Source organism: Streptomyces sp. PA03-6a, assembly GCF_033792765.1.
Taxonomy (GTDB): Bacteria; Actinomycetota; Actinomycetes; order Streptomycetales; family Streptomycetaceae; genus Actinacidiphila.
On sequence record NZ_JARAVK010000036.1, the window covers coordinates 35,691 to 50,262 of the forward strand.

General features: G+C 71.4%; 16 protein-coding genes. 14 read left to right on the forward strand and 2 right to left on the reverse strand.

Annotated elements, in window-relative coordinates:
- Positions 1-27 precede the first annotated feature (27 nt).
- Entirely contained in the window at positions 28-954 is a 927-nt protein-coding gene (locus PV350_RS11940; protein ID WP_500333630.1) for an ABC transporter ATP-binding protein, read from the reverse strand.
- Positions 955-1,190: 236 nt separating this feature from the next.
- Here PV350_RS11940 and PV350_RS11945 point away from each other — a divergent pair, with 236 nt between their 5' ends.
- The 12 genes from PV350_RS11945 (at position 1,191) to PV350_RS12000 (ending at position 10,927) form a co-directional block, all read left to right on the forward strand.
- Positions 1,191-1,940 carry a helix-turn-helix transcriptional regulator gene (locus tag PV350_RS11945; RefSeq protein ID WP_499511222.1) on the forward strand — a complete coding sequence of 250 codons (750 nt, stop codon included), beginning with the start codon at positions 1,191-1,193 and terminating at the stop codon, positions 1,938-1,940.
- Positions 1,937-3,358, forward strand: coding sequence for a Fe-S cluster assembly protein SufB (gene sufB / locus PV350_RS11950; protein WP_499511221.1), 1,422 nt, complete (start codon positions 1,937-1,939; stop codon positions 3,356-3,358). The genes PV350_RS11945 and sufB overlap by 4 nt, the downstream gene beginning before the upstream one ends.
- A gap of 81 nt (positions 3,359-3,439) precedes the next feature.
- The gene (gene sufD, locus PV350_RS11955; RefSeq protein ID WP_499511220.1) at positions 3,440-4,615 is read left to right on the forward strand and encodes a Fe-S cluster assembly protein SufD; all 1,176 of its coding nucleotides are present in this window, start codon (positions 3,440-3,442) and stop codon (positions 4,613-4,615) included.
- Positions 4,612-4,941, forward strand: a complete 330-nt coding sequence (locus PV350_RS11960; RefSeq protein WP_500333632.1) for a non-heme iron oxygenase ferredoxin subunit — start codon at positions 4,612-4,614, stop codon at positions 4,939-4,941. The genes sufD and PV350_RS11960 overlap by 4 nt, the downstream gene beginning before the upstream one ends.
- Positions 4,942-4,948: 7 nt before the next feature.
- A complete protein-coding gene (sufC, locus tag PV350_RS11965; RefSeq protein WP_499511218.1) occupies positions 4,949-5,713 on the forward strand; it encodes a Fe-S cluster assembly ATPase SufC in 765 nt (254 codons plus the stop codon).
- On the forward strand, positions 5,710-6,969 hold the full coding sequence (locus PV350_RS11970; protein ID WP_499511217.1) for a cysteine desulfurase: 1,260 nt from the start codon (positions 5,710-5,712) through the stop codon (positions 6,967-6,969). Before sufC ends, PV350_RS11970 begins: the two co-directional genes overlap by 4 nt.
- Before the next feature lie 19 nt (positions 6,970-6,988).
- Positions 6,989-7,453: a Fe-S cluster assembly sulfur transfer protein SufU gene (gene sufU, locus PV350_RS11975; RefSeq protein ID WP_326576995.1), complete on the forward strand. Its 465-nt coding sequence runs from the start codon at positions 6,989-6,991 to the stop codon at positions 7,451-7,453.
- A complete protein-coding gene (locus PV350_RS11980) occupies positions 7,450-7,791 on the forward strand; it encodes a metal-sulfur cluster assembly factor (RefSeq protein ID WP_018560667.1) in 342 nt (113 codons plus the stop codon). The genes sufU and PV350_RS11980 overlap by 4 nt, the downstream gene beginning before the upstream one ends.
- 105 nt (positions 7,792-7,896) lie before the next feature.
- A complete protein-coding gene (locus tag PV350_RS11985; protein ID WP_500333634.1) occupies positions 7,897-8,685 on the forward strand; it encodes a hypothetical protein in 789 nt (262 codons plus the stop codon).
- A 50-nt stretch (positions 8,686-8,735) separates the two neighbouring features.
- Positions 8,736-9,056, forward strand: coding sequence for a DMT family transporter (locus PV350_RS11990; RefSeq protein WP_500327259.1), 321 nt, complete (start codon positions 8,736-8,738; stop codon positions 9,054-9,056).
- On the forward strand, positions 9,056-9,610 hold the full coding sequence (locus PV350_RS11995; RefSeq protein WP_499511214.1) for a TetR/AcrR family transcriptional regulator: 555 nt from the start codon (positions 9,056-9,058) through the stop codon (positions 9,608-9,610). The genes PV350_RS11990 and PV350_RS11995 overlap by 1 nt, the downstream gene beginning before the upstream one ends.
- A gap of 105 nt (positions 9,611-9,715) precedes the next feature.
- The gene (locus PV350_RS12000; RefSeq protein ID WP_499511213.1) at positions 9,716-10,927 is read left to right on the forward strand and encodes an MFS transporter; all 1,212 of its coding nucleotides are present in this window, start codon (positions 9,716-9,718) and stop codon (positions 10,925-10,927) included.
- On the opposite strand, the gene PV350_RS12005 is transcribed toward PV350_RS12000, so the two are convergent.
- Entirely contained in the window at positions 10,905-11,792 is an 888-nt protein-coding gene (locus tag PV350_RS12005) for a winged helix-turn-helix transcriptional regulator (RefSeq protein ID WP_499511212.1), read from the reverse strand. The two genes, PV350_RS12000 and PV350_RS12005, sit on opposite strands and share 23 nt — an antisense overlap.
- A 68-nt stretch (positions 11,793-11,860) precedes the next feature.
- On the opposite strand from PV350_RS12005, the gene PV350_RS12010 reads away from it, so the two are divergent.
- A complete protein-coding gene (locus tag PV350_RS12010) occupies positions 11,861-13,153 on the forward strand; it encodes an MFS transporter (RefSeq protein ID WP_499511211.1) in 1,293 nt (430 codons plus the stop codon).
- 10 nt (positions 13,154-13,163) lie between these two features.
- Positions 13,164-14,156 carry a 2,3,4,5-tetrahydropyridine-2,6-dicarboxylate N-succinyltransferase gene (gene dapD, locus PV350_RS12015; RefSeq protein WP_500333637.1) on the forward strand — a complete coding sequence of 331 codons (993 nt, stop codon included), beginning with the start codon at positions 13,164-13,166 and terminating at the stop codon, positions 14,154-14,156.
- The last annotated feature ends 416 nt before the right edge of the window (positions 14,157-14,572 follow it).

Sequence of the window (14,572 nt, forward strand, 5' to 3'; positions counted from 1 at the left end):
GGGCGGGGGTGAAGGTGCCGGTGGCGGTCACGAACGCAGCTCCTTGCCGGTGAGCTCCAGGAAGACGTCCTCCAGGGTGCGCCGCTCGACCGCGAGGCGGTCGGGCATCACGCCGTGCTGGGCGCACCAGGAGGTGACGGTGGCCAGCATCTGCGGATCGACCTTGCCCTCGATGCGGTAGCTGCCCGGGGTGAGCTCCACGGCGGCGGAGTCGGCGGGCAGCGCCTTGAGCAGCGAGGCGAGGTCCAGGCCCGGGCGGCCGTTGAAGCGCAGGGTGTTCTCCGCGCCGCCGCGGCACAGTTCCTCGGGGGTGCCGCTCGCTATCACGCGGCCCTTGTCGACGATCGCGACGCCGTCCGCGAGCTGCTCGGCCTCGTCCATGAAGTGCGTGGTCAGGACGACGGTGACGCCGTCGGCGCGCAGCTCGCGGACCAGCTCCCAGGTGGCGCGGCGGGCCTGGGGGTCCAGTCCGGCCGTCGGCTCGTCCAGGAAAACCAGTTCCGGGCGGCCCACGACGGCCATCGCGAGCGCCAGACGCTGCTGCTGGCCGCCGGAGAGCCGGCGGTACGGGGTACGGCCGCAGGACTCCAGGCCGAGCCGTTCGATCAGCAGCGCGGGGTCGAGGGGGTGGGCGTGCAGCCTGGCGGTGTGCCGCAGCATCTCCTCGGCGCGGGCACCGGCGTACACGCCGCCGGACTGCAGCATCACGCCGATCCGGGGCCGCAGCGCGGCGGTCTCCCGTACCGGGTCGAGCCCCAGCACGCGGACCCGGCCCCCGTCGGGACGGCGGTACCCCTCGCAGGTCTCGACGGTCGTGGTCTTGCCGGCTCCGTTGGGTCCGAGCACGGCGGCCACGGTGCCCCGGGCGACGGTCAGGTCGAGCCCGTCCACCGCGGTCTTGGGGCCGTATCGCTTGACCAGTCCGGTCACCTCGACCGCGGGGTCCATTCGCATGACGGGAAGTCTACGAACCCCCGGGGCGCGCTCCGCCGGTAGGGCGGCGCCCGATGCCGCCGCCGCCGGTCGCGGCGGGTGCGCGGGGGGCGGGAGGCGGGTCCCGGGCGCCGGACCCCGGTACCGGGGAAGATCGTTTCCGCAGGTCAGGTTAGGTTTCCCTAAGTGACGCAGCAGACATCCGCCCCGGGGGCCGCCGCTTGCCTCTGCGAGATGAATTACGCAACACTGGTCTTGTGAAAAACGTGTCCGAGGCTCAGGAGGAGCAGACGACCGGGGAGCGGAGCACCCGCAACCGGGTCGCCAGGTCCGTACTGGTCCACGGGCCGTCGACCGCCGCCGACCTGGCGGAACGGCTCGGGCTCACCCAGGCGGCCGTACGCCGCCACCTGGACGCGCTCCTTGCCGAGGGCATGGTCGAGCCGCGTGAGAAGCGGGTCTACGGGAACCGCGGCCGCGGCCGCCCGGCCAAGGTGTTCGCGCTGACCGACTGCGGCCGCGACGCCTTCGACCAGGCCTACGACCAGCTCGCCGCCGACGCGATGCGCTGGATCGCCGAGTCCGCCGGAGGCGGGGAGGAGGGCGACGCCGCGGTGTCCGCCTTCGCCCGTGCCCGGGTCGCCGCGCAGGCCGAACGCTACCGGGCGGTCGTCGAGGCGGCCGACCCCGAGGAGCGCACGCAGGCGCTCGCCAAGGCCCTCAGCCAGGACGGGTACGCTGCCACCACGCGCGGCGCGCCCGCCTCCGCCGGGGAGCAGCTCTGCCAGCACCACTGCCCGGTGGCCCACATCGCCGAGCAGTTCCCGCAGCTGTGCGAGGCGGAGGCCGAGGTCTTCTCCCGCCTGCTCGGCACCCATGTACAACGGCTGGCGACCATCGCGCACGGAGACGGTGTCTGCACCACCTTCGTGCCGAAGACCGCGTCGCCGGCCGGCACCACCGCACCGACCAACACCGCAAGCAACGCCGGGAGGAACCCCGCATGACTGCCCCCCTGGAGACGGCTCACCCTGAACTCGAGGGTCTGGGCAACTACGAGTACGGCTGGGCCGACTCGGACGTAGCCGGTGCCGCCGCCCGCCGAGGCCTGAGCGAGGACGTCGTCCGCGACATCTCCGCGAAGAAGGACGAGCCCGAGTGGATGCTCAAGCTGCGTCTCAAGGGCCTGAAGCTCTTCGGGAAGAAGCCCATGCCCACCTGGGGCTCGGACCTGTCCGGCATCGACTTCGACAACATCAAGTACTTCGTGCGGTCCACGGAGAAGCAGGCGGAGTCCTGGGAGGACCTGCCCGAGGACATCAAGAACACCTACGACAAGCTGGGCATCCCCGAGGCGGAGAAGCAGCGGCTGGTCGCGGGTGTGGCCGCGCAGTACGAGTCGGAGGTCGTCTACCACCAGATCCGCGAGGACCTGGAGGAGCAGGGCGTCATCTTCCTGGACACCGACACGGCGCTGAAGGAGCACCCGGAGCTGTTCCAGGAGTACTTCGGCACGGTCATCCCGGCGGGTGACAACAAGTTCGCCTCCCTGAACACCGCGGTGTGGTCCGGCGGCTCCTTCATCTACGTGCCGAAGGGCGTGCACGTCGAGATCCCGCTGCAGGCCTACTTCCGGATCAACACCGAGAACATGGGCCAGTTCGAGCGGACGCTGATCATCGTCGACGAGGACGCCTACGTCCACTACGTCGAGGGCTGCACGGCGCCGATCTACAAGTCGGACTCCCTGCACAGCGCCGTGGTCGAGATCATCGTGAAGAAGGGCGGCCGCTGCCGCTACACGACGATCCAGAACTGGTCGAACAACGTGTACAACCTGGTCACCAAGCGTGCCGTGGCGTACGAGGGCGCGACCATGGAGTGGGTCGACGGCAACATCGGCTCCAAGGTGACCATGAAGTACCCGGCCGTCTACCTGATGGGCGAGCACGCCAAGGGCGAGACGCTGTCGATCGCCTTCGCGGGCGAGGGCCAGCACCAGGACGCCGGCGCCAAGATGGTGCACATGGCGCCGAACACCTCCTCCTCGATCGTCTCCAAGTCGGTGGCCCGCGGCGGTGGCCGCACTTCCTACCGCGGACTGATCGAGATCGGCGAGGGCGCCGCCGGCTCCAAGTCGAACGTGCTGTGCGACGCGCTGCTGGTGGACACGATCTCCCGCTCGGACACCTACCCGTACGTGGACGTCCGCGAGGACGACGTGTCGATGGGCCACGAGGCGACCGTCTCCAAGGTCAGCGAGGACCAGCTCTTCTACCTCATGAGCCGCGGCCTGGAGGAGACCGAGGCGATGGCCACCATCGTCCGCGGCTTCGTGGAGCCGATCGCGCGCGAGCTGCCCATGGAGTACGCGCTGGAGCTCAACCGGCTGATCGAGCTGCAGATGGAGGGCGCGGTCGGCTGACGCCGGTCCCGCCACTCCGCCGGGTCACCGCCCGGCAACCCCGTCAAGCTCGTGAGCACAGAAAGAGGCAGTAAGACAGCCATGGCTGAAACCATCCCGGCCGCCGGTGCCACCACCGAAGGCGCCATCCAGGTCGGCCAGCCCCGGGACGCCCGGGTCAGCGCGCCCGCGTCCTACGACGTGGCCGACTTCCCCGTGCCGAACGGCCGCGAGGAGGAGTGGCGCTTCACCCCGCTGGAGCGGCTGCGCGGTCTGCACGACGGCACCGCCGTCGCGACCGGTGGCGGCGTCAAGGTCGAGGTGAACGCCCCCGCGGGCGTCACCGTCGAGACCGTCGGCCGGGACGACGCCCGGGTCGGCAAGGCGGGCAAGCCGGTGGACCGGGTCGCCGCCCAGGCCTACAGCTCCTTCGAGAAGGCCTCGGTCATCTCCGTCCCCAAGGACGCGGTGCTCACCGAGCCGGTGCGGATCTCGGTGCACGGCCAGGGCGGGGTCGCCTTCGGCCACCAGGTCGTCGAGGTCGGTGCCTTCGCCGAGGCGGTCGTGGTCATCGACCACACCGGTGACGCCGTCGTCGCGGCCAACGTCGAGTACCTGATCGGTGACGGCGCCAAGCTGACCGTCGTGTCGATCCAGGACTGGGACGACACCGCCGTGCACGCGGCCCAGCACACCGCGCTGGTCGGCCGCGACGCGACCTTCAAGTCCGTCGTGGTCACCTTCGGCGGCGACGTCGTGCGGCTGCACCCGCGGGTCGTCTACGGCGCCCCCGGCGGCGAGGCCGAGCTCTACGGCCTGTACTTCACCGACGAGGGCCAGCACCAGGAGCACCGCCTCTTCATCGACCACGACACCCCGCACTGCCGGTCCAACGTGGCCTACAAGGGCGCGCTGCAGGGCCGGGACGCGCACGCGGTGTGGATCGGCGACGTGCTCATCCGCGCCGAGGCCGAGGGCACCGACACCTACGAGCTCAACCGCAACCTGGTGCTCACCGACGGCGCCCGGGTCGACTCGGTGCCGAACCTGGAGATCGAGACCGGCGAGATCGTCGGCGCCGGTCACGCCTCGGCGACCGGCCGCTTCGAGGACGAGCAGCTGTTCTACCTGATGGCCCGCGGCATCCCGGCCGACGAGGCCCGCCGGCTGGTCGTCCGCGGCTTCTTCGCCGAGCTGATCCAGCAGATCGGCGTCGCCGACCTGCAGGAGCGCCTGCTGGAGAAGATCGACGCGGAACTGGAGGCGTCCGTCGTATGACCGCCGCCGAAGGTTTCGTCCGCGCCTGCGCGCTGAGCGAGCTCGAGGAGGACACGCCCCGGCGTGTCGAGCTCGGCGGCGTGCCGGTGTCGGTCGTGCTCACCGAGGGCGAGGTGTTCGCGATCCACGACATCTGCTCGCACGCGAACGTCTCGCTGTCCGAGGGTGAGGTGGAGGACTGCCAGATCGAGTGCTGGCTGCACGGCTCCTCCTTCGACCTGCGGACCGGCAAGCCGTCCGGGCTGCCCGCGACGCGGCCCGTCCCCGTATACCCCGTTCAGATCCAAGGGGACGATGTGCTCGTCTCCGTCACCCAGGAGTCCTGAGACACCCATGGCAACGCTTGAGATCCACGACCTGCACGTCTCCGTCGAGGCCGAGGGCGGTCCGCGGGAGATCCTCCGCGGTGTCGACCTGACCGTGAAGCAGGGCGAGACCCACGCCATCATGGGCCCGAACGGCTCCGGCAAGTCGACCCTGGCCTACTCGCTCGCCGGGCACCCGAAGTACACCATCACCGGTGGCACCGTGACCCTGGACGGCGAGGACGTGCTGGCCATGTCCGTCGACGAGCGGGCCCGGGCGGGCGTCTTCCTGGCCATGCAGTACCCGGTCGAGGTCCCCGGCGTCTCCGTCTCCAACTTCCTGCGCACCTCGGCCACCGCCATCCGCGGCGAGGCCCCGAAGCTGCGCACCTGGGTGAAGGAGGTCAAGGAGGCCATGGAGCGCCTGCACATGGACCCCTCCTTCGCCGAGCGCAACGTCAACGAGGGCTTCTCCGGCGGTGAGAAGAAGCGTCACGAGATCCTCCAGCTCGAACTGCTCAAGCCCAAGATCGCGATCCTCGACGAGACCGACTCCGGCCTGGACGTCGACGCGCTGCGCATCGTCTCCGAGGGCGTCAACCGGGTGCGCGAGAGCGGTGAGGTCGGCACCCTGCTGATCACCCACTACACGCGCATCCTGCGCTACATCAAGCCCGACCAGGTCCACGTCTTCGCCGCGGGCCGGATCGCCGAGTCCGGCGGCCCGGAGCTGGCGGACAAGCTGGAGGCCGAGGGCTACGAGGCCTATGTGAAGGGAGGCGCGTCCGCATGACATTGCAGCTGCCGGGCCTGCTGGACACCGAGGCGATCCGCAAGGACTTCCCGGTGCTGGACCGGCTGGTCCACGACGGGAAGAAGCTCGTCTACCTGGACAACGCGGCGACCTCGCAGAAGCCGCGCCAGGTCATCGACGCCCTCAGCGAGTACTACGAGCGCTACAACGCCAACGTCCACCGCGGTGTGCACACGCTCGCCGAGGAGGCCACGGCGCTGTACGAGGGCGCCCGTGACAAGGTCGCCGCGTTCGTCAACGCCCCGAGCCGCGACGAGGTGATATTCACCAAGAACGCCTCGGAGTCGCTGAACCTGGTCGCCAACATGCTGGGCTGGGCCGACGAGCCCTACCGCGTGGACAGCGACACCGAGATCGTCATCACGGAGATGGAGCACCACTCCAACATCGTCCCGTGGCAGCTGCTCTCGCAGCGCACCGGCGCGAAGCTGAAGTGGTTCGGCCTGACCGACGACGGCCGGCTCGACCTGAGCGACATCGAGCAGGTCATCACCGAGAAGACGAAGATCGTCTCCTTCACGCTCGTCTCCAACATCCTGGGCACGGTCAACCCGGTCGAGGCCATCGTGCGCCGCGCCCAGGAGGTCGGCGCCCTGGTGCTGATCGACGCCTCGCAGGCCGCGCCGCACATGGTGCTGGACGTGCAGGCGCTGCAGGCCGACTTCGTGGCCTTCACCGGCCACAAGATGCTCGGCCCGACCGGCATCGGCGTGCTGTGGGGCCGCCAGGAGCTGCTGGAGGACCTCCCGCCGTTCCTGGGCGGCGGCGAGATGATCGAGACCGTCTCGATGCACGAGTCGACGTACGCGCCCGCGCCGCACAAGTTCGAGGCGGGTACGCCCCCGATCGCCCAGGCCGTCGGCCTCGGCGCGGCGGTGGACTACCTGAGCGCCATCGGCATGGACAAGATCGCCGCGCATGAGCACGCGATCACCGAGTACGCGCTGAAGCGGCTCAAGGAGGTGCCCGAGCTGAAGATCATCGGCCCGGACACCCCCGAGGGCCGGGGCTCCGCGATCTCCTTCACCCTGGGCGACATCCACCCGCACGACGTGGGCCAGGTCCTGGACGAGCAGGGCATCGCCGTGCGCGTCGGCCACCACTGCGCGCGGCCGGTCTGCCTGCGGTACGGAATTCCCGCGACCACACGAGCGTCGTTCTATCTGTACTCCACTCCGGCCGAGGTCGACGCCTTGGTCGAGGGCCTGGAGCACGTACGGAACTTCTTCGGCTGAGGGACGGACGGCGAAGCCTGTGAAGCTGGATTCGATGTACCAGGAAGTCATCCTGGACCACTACAAGAACCCGCACGGCCGCGGCCTGCGCGACGGTGACGTCGAGGTGCACCACGTCAACCCGACGTGCGGCGACGAGATCACGCTGCGCGTCAAGCTCGACGGCACGTCCATCCGGGACATCAGCTACGAGGGCCAGGGCTGTTCCATCAGCCAGGCCAGTGCCTCCGTGCTCAACGAACTGCTCGTCGGCCGCCAGGTCGACGAGGCCGTGAAGGTCCAGGAGGTCTTCCTGGAGCTGATGCAGTCCAAGGGCAAGCTGGAGCCCGACGACGCGATGGAGGACGTGCTGGAGGACGCGGTCGCGTTCGCGGGCGTCTCGAAGTACCCGGCGCGCGTCAAGTGCGCGCTGCTGAGCTGGATGGCGTGGAAGGACGCCACCGCCCAGGCACTGGGCGATGGCGCGGTCAGGGAGTCCGCATGAGCGAGAACGCAGAAGTGACGACGACGAAGCCGGCGAGCGAGGAGGAGATCCGTGAGGCCCTCTACGACGTCGTCGACCCCGAACTGGGCATCGACGTCGTCAACCTCGGCCTGATCTACGGCATCCACATCGACGACAGCAACGTCGCGACCCTCGACATGACGCTCACGTCGGCGGCCTGCCCGCTGACCGACGTCATCGAGGACCAGGCGAAGTCCGCCACCGACGGCATCGTCAACGACCTGAAGATCAACTGGGTCTGGATGCCGCCGTGGGGCCCCGACAAGATCACCGACGAGGGCCGCGACCAGCTGCGCGCGCTCGGCTTCAACGTCTGACCCGCACGGGACCACGACCGCGGGACGCCGCTCCGGGCAGGAGCGGCGTCCCGCGGTCGTATTTTCGTTTGCGCGGGTTCCCCCGGGTCGGCGAGTCTTCCGCGCATGAGCAGTCATTTCGCCGCCATCGGACTCGGCGTGACCGACCAGGACTCCTTCCGTTCACTCGTCGTCGGGCTCCTCGAACGCGCGGACACGCAGCAGGTCGAGGGTGAGCTGAGGCGGCACGTGTGGACGGGCGCCGGTGGCGCCCGGGTCGTCATCGAGACGCAGGGGCGCTCGATCGCCCAGGTGCTGCCCTGCCTGGCGCCCGCCGGGGAGCCCGTGCCGGTGGCCCGCGTGGCGCTGGTGGACGAGGAGACCGCCCGGCTCGAACTGCTGGACCGGCCCGGCGGGACGATGCTGTGCCCGCTCGCGGTGGAGCTGGAGGACCGCGCCGTGCTGCGCTCCCGGGGCGGTACGGCCCCCGAGGGCGAACTGCGCCTCGCCGCGCTCGCGGAGCGGCTCACTCTCCACACCGGGGGCAGGCAGGCGTACGACGCCGCACAGGAGGAGGGCGAGATCGGTTTCGCGCCCGACTACCTCATTCCCTTCGGCCTGTTCGCGCCGGAGGGAGCGGGCGAGGACTGGGTGCCCTCGGCGCACGCGGCGTTCGCCGGGGAGGTCCTGCTCGCCGAGGTCCACGAAGGCGAGGCCGGGGGCGGCCGCTTCCACCGGCTGCGGGTGCGCACCATCGGCGGCCACGAGGTCGATGTCGCCGTGGCCGGCGAGGAGTTGACCGACGCCCCGGCCCCGGGCCACTGGGTGGACGGGGAGTTCTTCCTGACGGGTTCGCTGGGCCTGGCGCCGGCGCCGGACACCGCCCGGAAGCGGTGGTGGCCGCGCCGGTCCTGAGGGGCCCGCCATGCGTACAGGCGTACACATCGATGTGTACGCTTGTACGCATGGCATACGCATTGCTGGGCGGGGCGATCCTCGCCGAAGTGCTCGGTACGACGTCCATGAAGTACAGCGACGGCTTCACCAAGCTGTGGCCCTCCCTCGGCACCACCGCCGGCTACCTGATCGCCTTCGCGCTGCTCGCGCAGACGCTCAAGTCGATGTCGGTGGGCACCGCCTACGCGATATGGGCCGGAGTCGGCACGGCCGCGATCGCCGCCATCGGCATGGTCTTCCTCGGCGAGGCGGCCACCGCCGCCAAGCTGACGGGGATCGCCCTGGTCATCGCCGGGGTGGTCGTCCTCAACCTCGGCGGCGCCCACTGATGGCCCGCCGGTACGACCCGGAACGGCGGCAGCGCATCATCGACGCCGCGATTCGCGTCGTCGGCGAGCGCGGCATCGCCGGGCTGAGCCACCGGGCCGTCGCCGCGGCGGCCGACGTCCCGCTCGGCTCGACCACGTACCACTTCGCCACCCTCGACGACCTGCTGGTGGCCGCGCTGCGGCAGTGCAACGAGGCCTTCTTCCGGGAGGTCGGGGAGCGTACCCTGCTCGGCTCGCCAGGCGCCGACCTCGCCGCGGAACTGGCCCGGTTCGTCGAGGAGACGGTCTCCCGGGACCGTCCGCGTGCGCAACTGGAGTACGAGCTCTACCTCGCCGCGCTCCGCCACGATGCCGTACGCCCGGTCGCCGCGGAGTGGGTGGACCACATGGCCGCGCTCCTCACCCGGTGGACCGACCCGGTCACCGCCCGCGCGCTGGCCGCCCTCACCGACGGGATGTGCCTGCAGGCACTGCTGACCGGCCGCGACATCGACCGGGAGGAGGCCCGCGAGGTCTTCGCCCGGATCATCGGCACATGTGACCGGATTCGCTGACCTATACCGGCCGCGACCTGATCCGGCATCCTCACGCGCCGCATTCACGCCTTCACGTGATCGATTCTTGTAGAGCGTCGATCGGAGGGCAGTATGAAACAGGCGATGAAGGACATACCGAGGGTGGTGTGGCTCCTGGCCAGCGGCATGTTCTTCGTGGCGGCGGTGAGCTTCACCTTCGTCTACCTCTTCGTCTACCTGACCGGACCGCGTGGGCTCAGCACCTCCCAGGCAGGACTCATCGCCGGTGTGGGCGGCGTCGGCATGGTCGCCGGCAACTTCACCGGCGGCTGGTTCGGCGACCGCTTCGGGCACCGCCGCACCCTGATCACCGGCATGGTCGTGTCCGGTCTCGGCCTGGCGGCCCTGCCGCTGACGCCGACCGCCGCCCTCGCGGTGGTCTTTCCGGTCGCCCAGTACGCCACCGGCATCACCCGGGCCTCCAACTCGGCGCTCATCGCCTTCTCCGTGCCCGAGGGCTCCCGCCGTCAGGGCTTCGCCCTGCTGCGCTTCATGGCGAACCTCGGCGTCACCGTCGGCCCGCCGCTCGGTGCGCTGATCGCCACGACGATCTCGTACGACTGGCTGTTCGTGGCCGACGGCCTCGGCATGCTCTTCTTCGGTGTCTACGCGCATTTCATCCTGCCGGCGAACGGCAACCACCGGCCCAAGGGCGAGGCCTCGCCCGACGCGCCCGGCCTGTGGACCGCGCTGCGCGCCAGGCCCGCCGTCCTGGTGCTGCTCGCCGCGATCCTGGTCGCCGACACCATCTACCGCCAGCAGTACTCCACCCTGCCCGTGTACCTGAAGGACCACGGCATCGGCACGGGCGTCTACGGCGCCCTCATCGCCATCAACGGCGCCCTGGTGATCCTCCTCGAACTCCCGGTCACCATCGCCCTGCGCCGGCGAGCCCCGCTGCCGATCATCGGCCTCGGCGTGATCCTGGTCGGGCTCGGCTTCGCCGCGCTGACCACCGGCGGCTGGTACGTCGCGGCGGCCGTCGCGATGATGATCCTGCTGACCGTGGGCGACATCCTCTACAAGTCGCCGTCCACCGCCTACGTCGCCGACAACGCCCCCGACCACCTGCAGGGCCGCTTCCAGAGCATGTACGCCGGCGCGTCCATCAGCGGCGTGGTGCTGGCCGCCCCGCTCGGCGGCGTGCTCTACGAGCACGCGCCGGGCGCGCTGTGGCCGCTGTGCGCGGTGCTCGGCGTCGTCGCCGGCGCGGCCGTGCTCGGCGCCCAGCGGCTGCCGGGCGTACGGGACGCGGCCGCCGAACCGGACACGGTCAAGGCCGCGACGCAGTCCTGACCGCCTCGAGGGCCTCCACCACGCCCGCCGTGATGTCCGTGACCGGGTAGAACACCCGCCGGACCACCCGGTCCGCGCCGACCACCAGCGTCAGCCGCTTCAGCCGCACCGCGCCGCCCGCGCGGAAGGTCGGCAGCCGCAGCGCCGCGGACAGGGTCAGCTCCGCGTCCGACAGCAGCGGGAAGCGCAACCGCTCCCGCTCGGCGAACTCCGCCTGCTCGTCCGGGCGCTGGGCGCTCACCCCGTGCACGGCCGCCCCCGCCGCGGTGAACTCCGCCTGCCGGTCCCGGTAGGTGCAGGACTCCAGCGTGCAACCCGCCGCACCCGGGATGTCGCCCCAGCCCGGGGGGTAGGACGTGGGCCGCGCGTAGGCGCCGGGGAAGCAGTAGAGGACCGTGAACGGGCGGTCCGCGGCCACCGGGTCGCGGAGTTCGCCGTCCGGGCCCGCGGGGAGCAGCAGCGCGGGCACGCGGGTCCCCGTCAGCGCGTGCACGCGCTCCGCCTCCCGTGAGCCGTCCGGTGCGGTGCCGGTGGTCGTGCCGTCGCCCAGCACCCACTGGTCGCCCCAGTCCTGGAGGGCGATCAGCACCGGCAGCAGCGCCCGGCCGCGCGGGGTGAGCCGGTAGGCGTGGCGCACGGGGCGGTCCTGGTACGGCTCACGGGCCAGCACGTCCGCGTCGACCAGCAGGCGCAGCCGCTCGGCCAGCACCTTGCGGGACACGCCGAGTTCGCGCTGCAGGTCGTCGAAGCGGTCCACGCCGCGGGCGGTGTCCCGCACGATCAGCAGCGTCCACCAGTCGCCGACCACGTCGAGGGCCTGGGCGATGGAGCAATTCGCGTCACCGAGTTCTGTGCGGCGGGCCATGCCGCTATCCTGCCAGCCGGGAGTGAGTTTCCAAAAGGAACTCACTGGGCGGAGGAGGGGGTACGGGCATGCGCGAGGTGCCCAGGGTCGTCTGGTTGCTGGCCGCCGGGGTCTTCACGAACGCGGTCGTGAGCTTCACGTTCGTCTACCTCTTCGTCTGGCTGACCTCGGTACGGGGCCTGCCCGTCCCGGAGGCCGGGCTGATCGCCGGCACGGGCGGGGTGGGCCTGGTCGCCGGCAACTTCACCGGCGGCTGGTTCGGCGACCACCTCGGGCACCGCCGCGTCCTGCTCGCCGGGTCCGCCGCCTCCGGCGCCGGACTCGTGCTGCTGCCCGCCCTGCCGACCGCCGCGCTGCTGCCCGTCCTGCTGCTCGCGCAGTACGCGGCCGGCACCGTGCGGGCCGCCAACTCCGCGCTCGTCGCCGTCTCCGTCCCCGAGGGCGCGCGCCGCCAGGGCTTCGCCGTGCTGCGCTTCGCCTCCAACGCGGGCTTCACCGTGGGGCCGCCGCTCGGCGCGCTCCTGGCCGCCCGCACCTCGTACACCTGGCTCTTCGTCGCCGACGGCCTCGGCACCCTTCTCTTCGCCGGCTACGCCGCCCGCGCGCTGCCCGCCCAGGGCGCCCGCCGGGCCCGTGCCGTCCGCGCCGCCGGCGCCGACGGGTTGTGGGCGGCACTGCGCGCCCGGCCCGCCGTCATGGTGCTGCTGGTGACGGTCCTGGTCACCGACACCGTCTACCGGCAGCAGTACTCCACCCTGCCCGTCTGGCTCGCCGACCACGGCATCGGCACCGCCGCGTACGGCCTGCTGATCGCCGTCAACGGAGGCGTCATCCTCTGCCTGGAGATCCCGGCCACCGTCGCCCTGCGCCGCCGCCCGCCGCTGCCGATCATCGGCACCGGGCTCGTCCTCGTCGGCGCCGGCTACGCCGCCCTGGCCGGCGGCCCGTACATCGCCGCCGCGGTCACGATGATGCTGCTCCTCACGGCGGGGGAGATCCTCTACAAGACCACCGCCACCGCCTACGTGGCCGACAACGCCCCCGACCACCTGCAGGGCCGCTTCCAGTCCCTGTACGCCGGGGCCTCCGTCAGCGGCACCGTCCTCGCCCCGCCCCTCGGCGGCGCCCTGTACGACGCCGCGCCCGGCGCGCTGTGGCCGGTCTGCGCGGTGCTGGCCGCGCTCAGCGGGGCGGTGCTGCTGGCGGCCGCCGCACGGTGGCGGCGCGGCTCCGGGACCGTCGACGCGGGTGCGCGGGACGCCGGATCCGCCGGGACCGCCGGGACCGCCGGAGCCGAGGCGGGTGGGCGCCGGCGTTCCGGATTTCGGGCCGGTTGGGCAAGTGCGGGACGCAACGACTAGCGTTCGACACATGACTGAAACGACCGCCACCTCTCGCGCCACCGGTGCCGTTGCCGCAGGCCTCGCCACGATCGCCGCCGACGGCACCGTCCTCGACACCTGGTTCCCCGCGCCCGAGCTCGTGGCGGCGCCCGGCCCCGCCGGCACCGAACGGCTCTCCGCCGAGCAGGCCGCCGAGCTGCTGGGAGACGCCGCCCCCAAGGCCCTGGGGCCGGACCCGCGCCGCGGCGTCGAGGTCGTCGCCGTACGCACCGTCATCGCCTCGACCGACGACAAGCCGCTCGACGCGCACGACGCCTACCTGCGGCTGCACCTGCTGAGCCACCGTCTGGCGAAGCCCAACGGCCAGAACCTGGACGGCATCTTCGGCCTCCTGGCCAACGTCGCCTGGACCTCCATCGGGCCCGTCCCCGTCGGCGACATCGAGCGCGCCCGCCTCGCCGCCCGCGCCGAGGGGCTGCACCTGTCGGTCTACGGCGTGGACAAGTTCCCGCGCATGACGGACTACGTCGTCCCCGCCGGCGTCCGCATCGCCGACGCCGACCGGGTCCGCCTCGGCGCGCACCTCGCGTCCGGCACCACGGTGATGCACGAGGGCTTCTGCAACTTCAACGCCGGCACGCTGGGCACCTCCATGGTCGAGGGCCGCATCAGCCAGGGCGTCATCGTCGGCGACGGCTCCGACATCGGCGGCGGCGCCTCGATCATGGGCACCCTCTCCGGCGGCGGCAAGGCCGTTGTCTCCATCGGCGAGCGCTGCCTCCTCGGCGCCGAGGCCGGCATCGGCATCTCCCTGGGCGACGACTGCGTCGTCGAGGCCGGCCTGTACGTCACGGCGGGCACCCGGGTCTCCCTCCCCGACGAGACCATCGTCAAGGCCAAGGAGCTCTCCGGCGCCAACAACCTCCTCTTCCGCCGCAACTCCATCACCGGCGCGGTCGAGGTCCTCCAGCGCACGGGCTCGTGGGGCGGGCTGAACGAGATCCTGCACAGCCACAACTGACCGCCGGCGGCCGTGACCTGCGGCTGCCTTGTCGACCAACGTCCCGAACTACTGCTGAGCTGTCGGCAGTTGTCGACGCTGGTCATCGCTGAGCGCCCTTCCACGGGAGTTCGAGCCGGCGCCGCCTGGCGCCACCACCGTGTGGTCGGGACGAGCGTGCGGGTCCCTGCGACCCTCCCGGCTGCGCTCGCGGGCGAGCGCCCCGCAGCGCGTGGCTGCGGGGCGCCTAGGGTGGCTAGTCGATCTTCTGCCCGTCGTATGTGCCGCCCTTGCAGGTCCATGTCCCCCAATCGACTGTTCCGCCGCCCTTCTCGCACTCACCCACGGTGGGGGAGGCGTCGGTGGGGGCGGCGGAACAGTCGATTGGGGGACATGGACCTGCAAGGGCGGCACATACGACGGGCAGAAGATCGACT

What these genes read in the sequence shown, in the direction of transcription:
- sufC (WP_499511218.1), top strand. Translation starts at nt 4,949, where the DNA reads ATGGCAACGCTTGAGATCCACGACCTGCACGTCTCCGTCGAGGCCGAG.
- dapD (WP_500333637.1), top strand. Translation starts at nt 13,164, where the DNA reads ATGACTGAAACGACCGCCACCTCTCGCGCCACCGGTGCCGTTGCCGCA.
- sufB (WP_499511221.1), top strand. Translation starts at nt 1,937, where the DNA reads ATGACTGCCCCCCTGGAGACGGCTCACCCTGAACTCGAGGGTCTGGGC.
- sufD (WP_499511220.1), top strand. Translation starts at nt 3,440, where the DNA reads ATGGCTGAAACCATCCCGGCCGCCGGTGCCACCACCGAAGGCGCCATC.
- PV350_RS11970 (WP_499511217.1), top strand. Translation starts at nt 5,710, where the DNA reads ATGACATTGCAGCTGCCGGGCCTGCTGGACACCGAGGCGATCCGCAAG.
- PV350_RS11960 (WP_500333632.1), top strand. Translation starts at nt 4,612, where the DNA reads ATGACCGCCGCCGAAGGTTTCGTCCGCGCCTGCGCGCTGAGCGAGCTC.
- PV350_RS11940 (WP_500333630.1), bottom strand. Translation starts at nt 954, where the DNA reads ATGCGAATGGACCCCGCGGTCGAGGTGACCGGACTGGTCAAGCGATAC.
- PV350_RS11995 (WP_499511214.1), top strand. Translation starts at nt 9,056, where the DNA reads ATGGCCCGCCGGTACGACCCGGAACGGCGGCAGCGCATCATCGACGCC.
- PV350_RS12000 (WP_499511213.1), top strand. Translation starts at nt 9,716, where the DNA reads ATGAAGGACATACCGAGGGTGGTGTGGCTCCTGGCCAGCGGCATGTTC.
- PV350_RS11985 (WP_500333634.1), top strand. Translation starts at nt 7,897, where the DNA reads ATGAGCAGTCATTTCGCCGCCATCGGACTCGGCGTGACCGACCAGGAC.
- PV350_RS12010 (WP_499511211.1), top strand. Translation starts at nt 11,861, where the DNA reads ATGCGCGAGGTGCCCAGGGTCGTCTGGTTGCTGGCCGCCGGGGTCTTC.
- PV350_RS11990 (WP_500327259.1), top strand. Translation starts at nt 8,736, where the DNA reads ATGGCATACGCATTGCTGGGCGGGGCGATCCTCGCCGAAGTGCTCGGT.
- PV350_RS11980 (WP_018560667.1), top strand. Translation starts at nt 7,450, where the DNA reads ATGAGCGAGAACGCAGAAGTGACGACGACGAAGCCGGCGAGCGAGGAG.
- PV350_RS12005 (WP_499511212.1), bottom strand. Translation starts at nt 11,792, where the DNA reads ATGGCCCGCCGCACAGAACTCGGTGACGCGAATTGCTCCATCGCCCAG.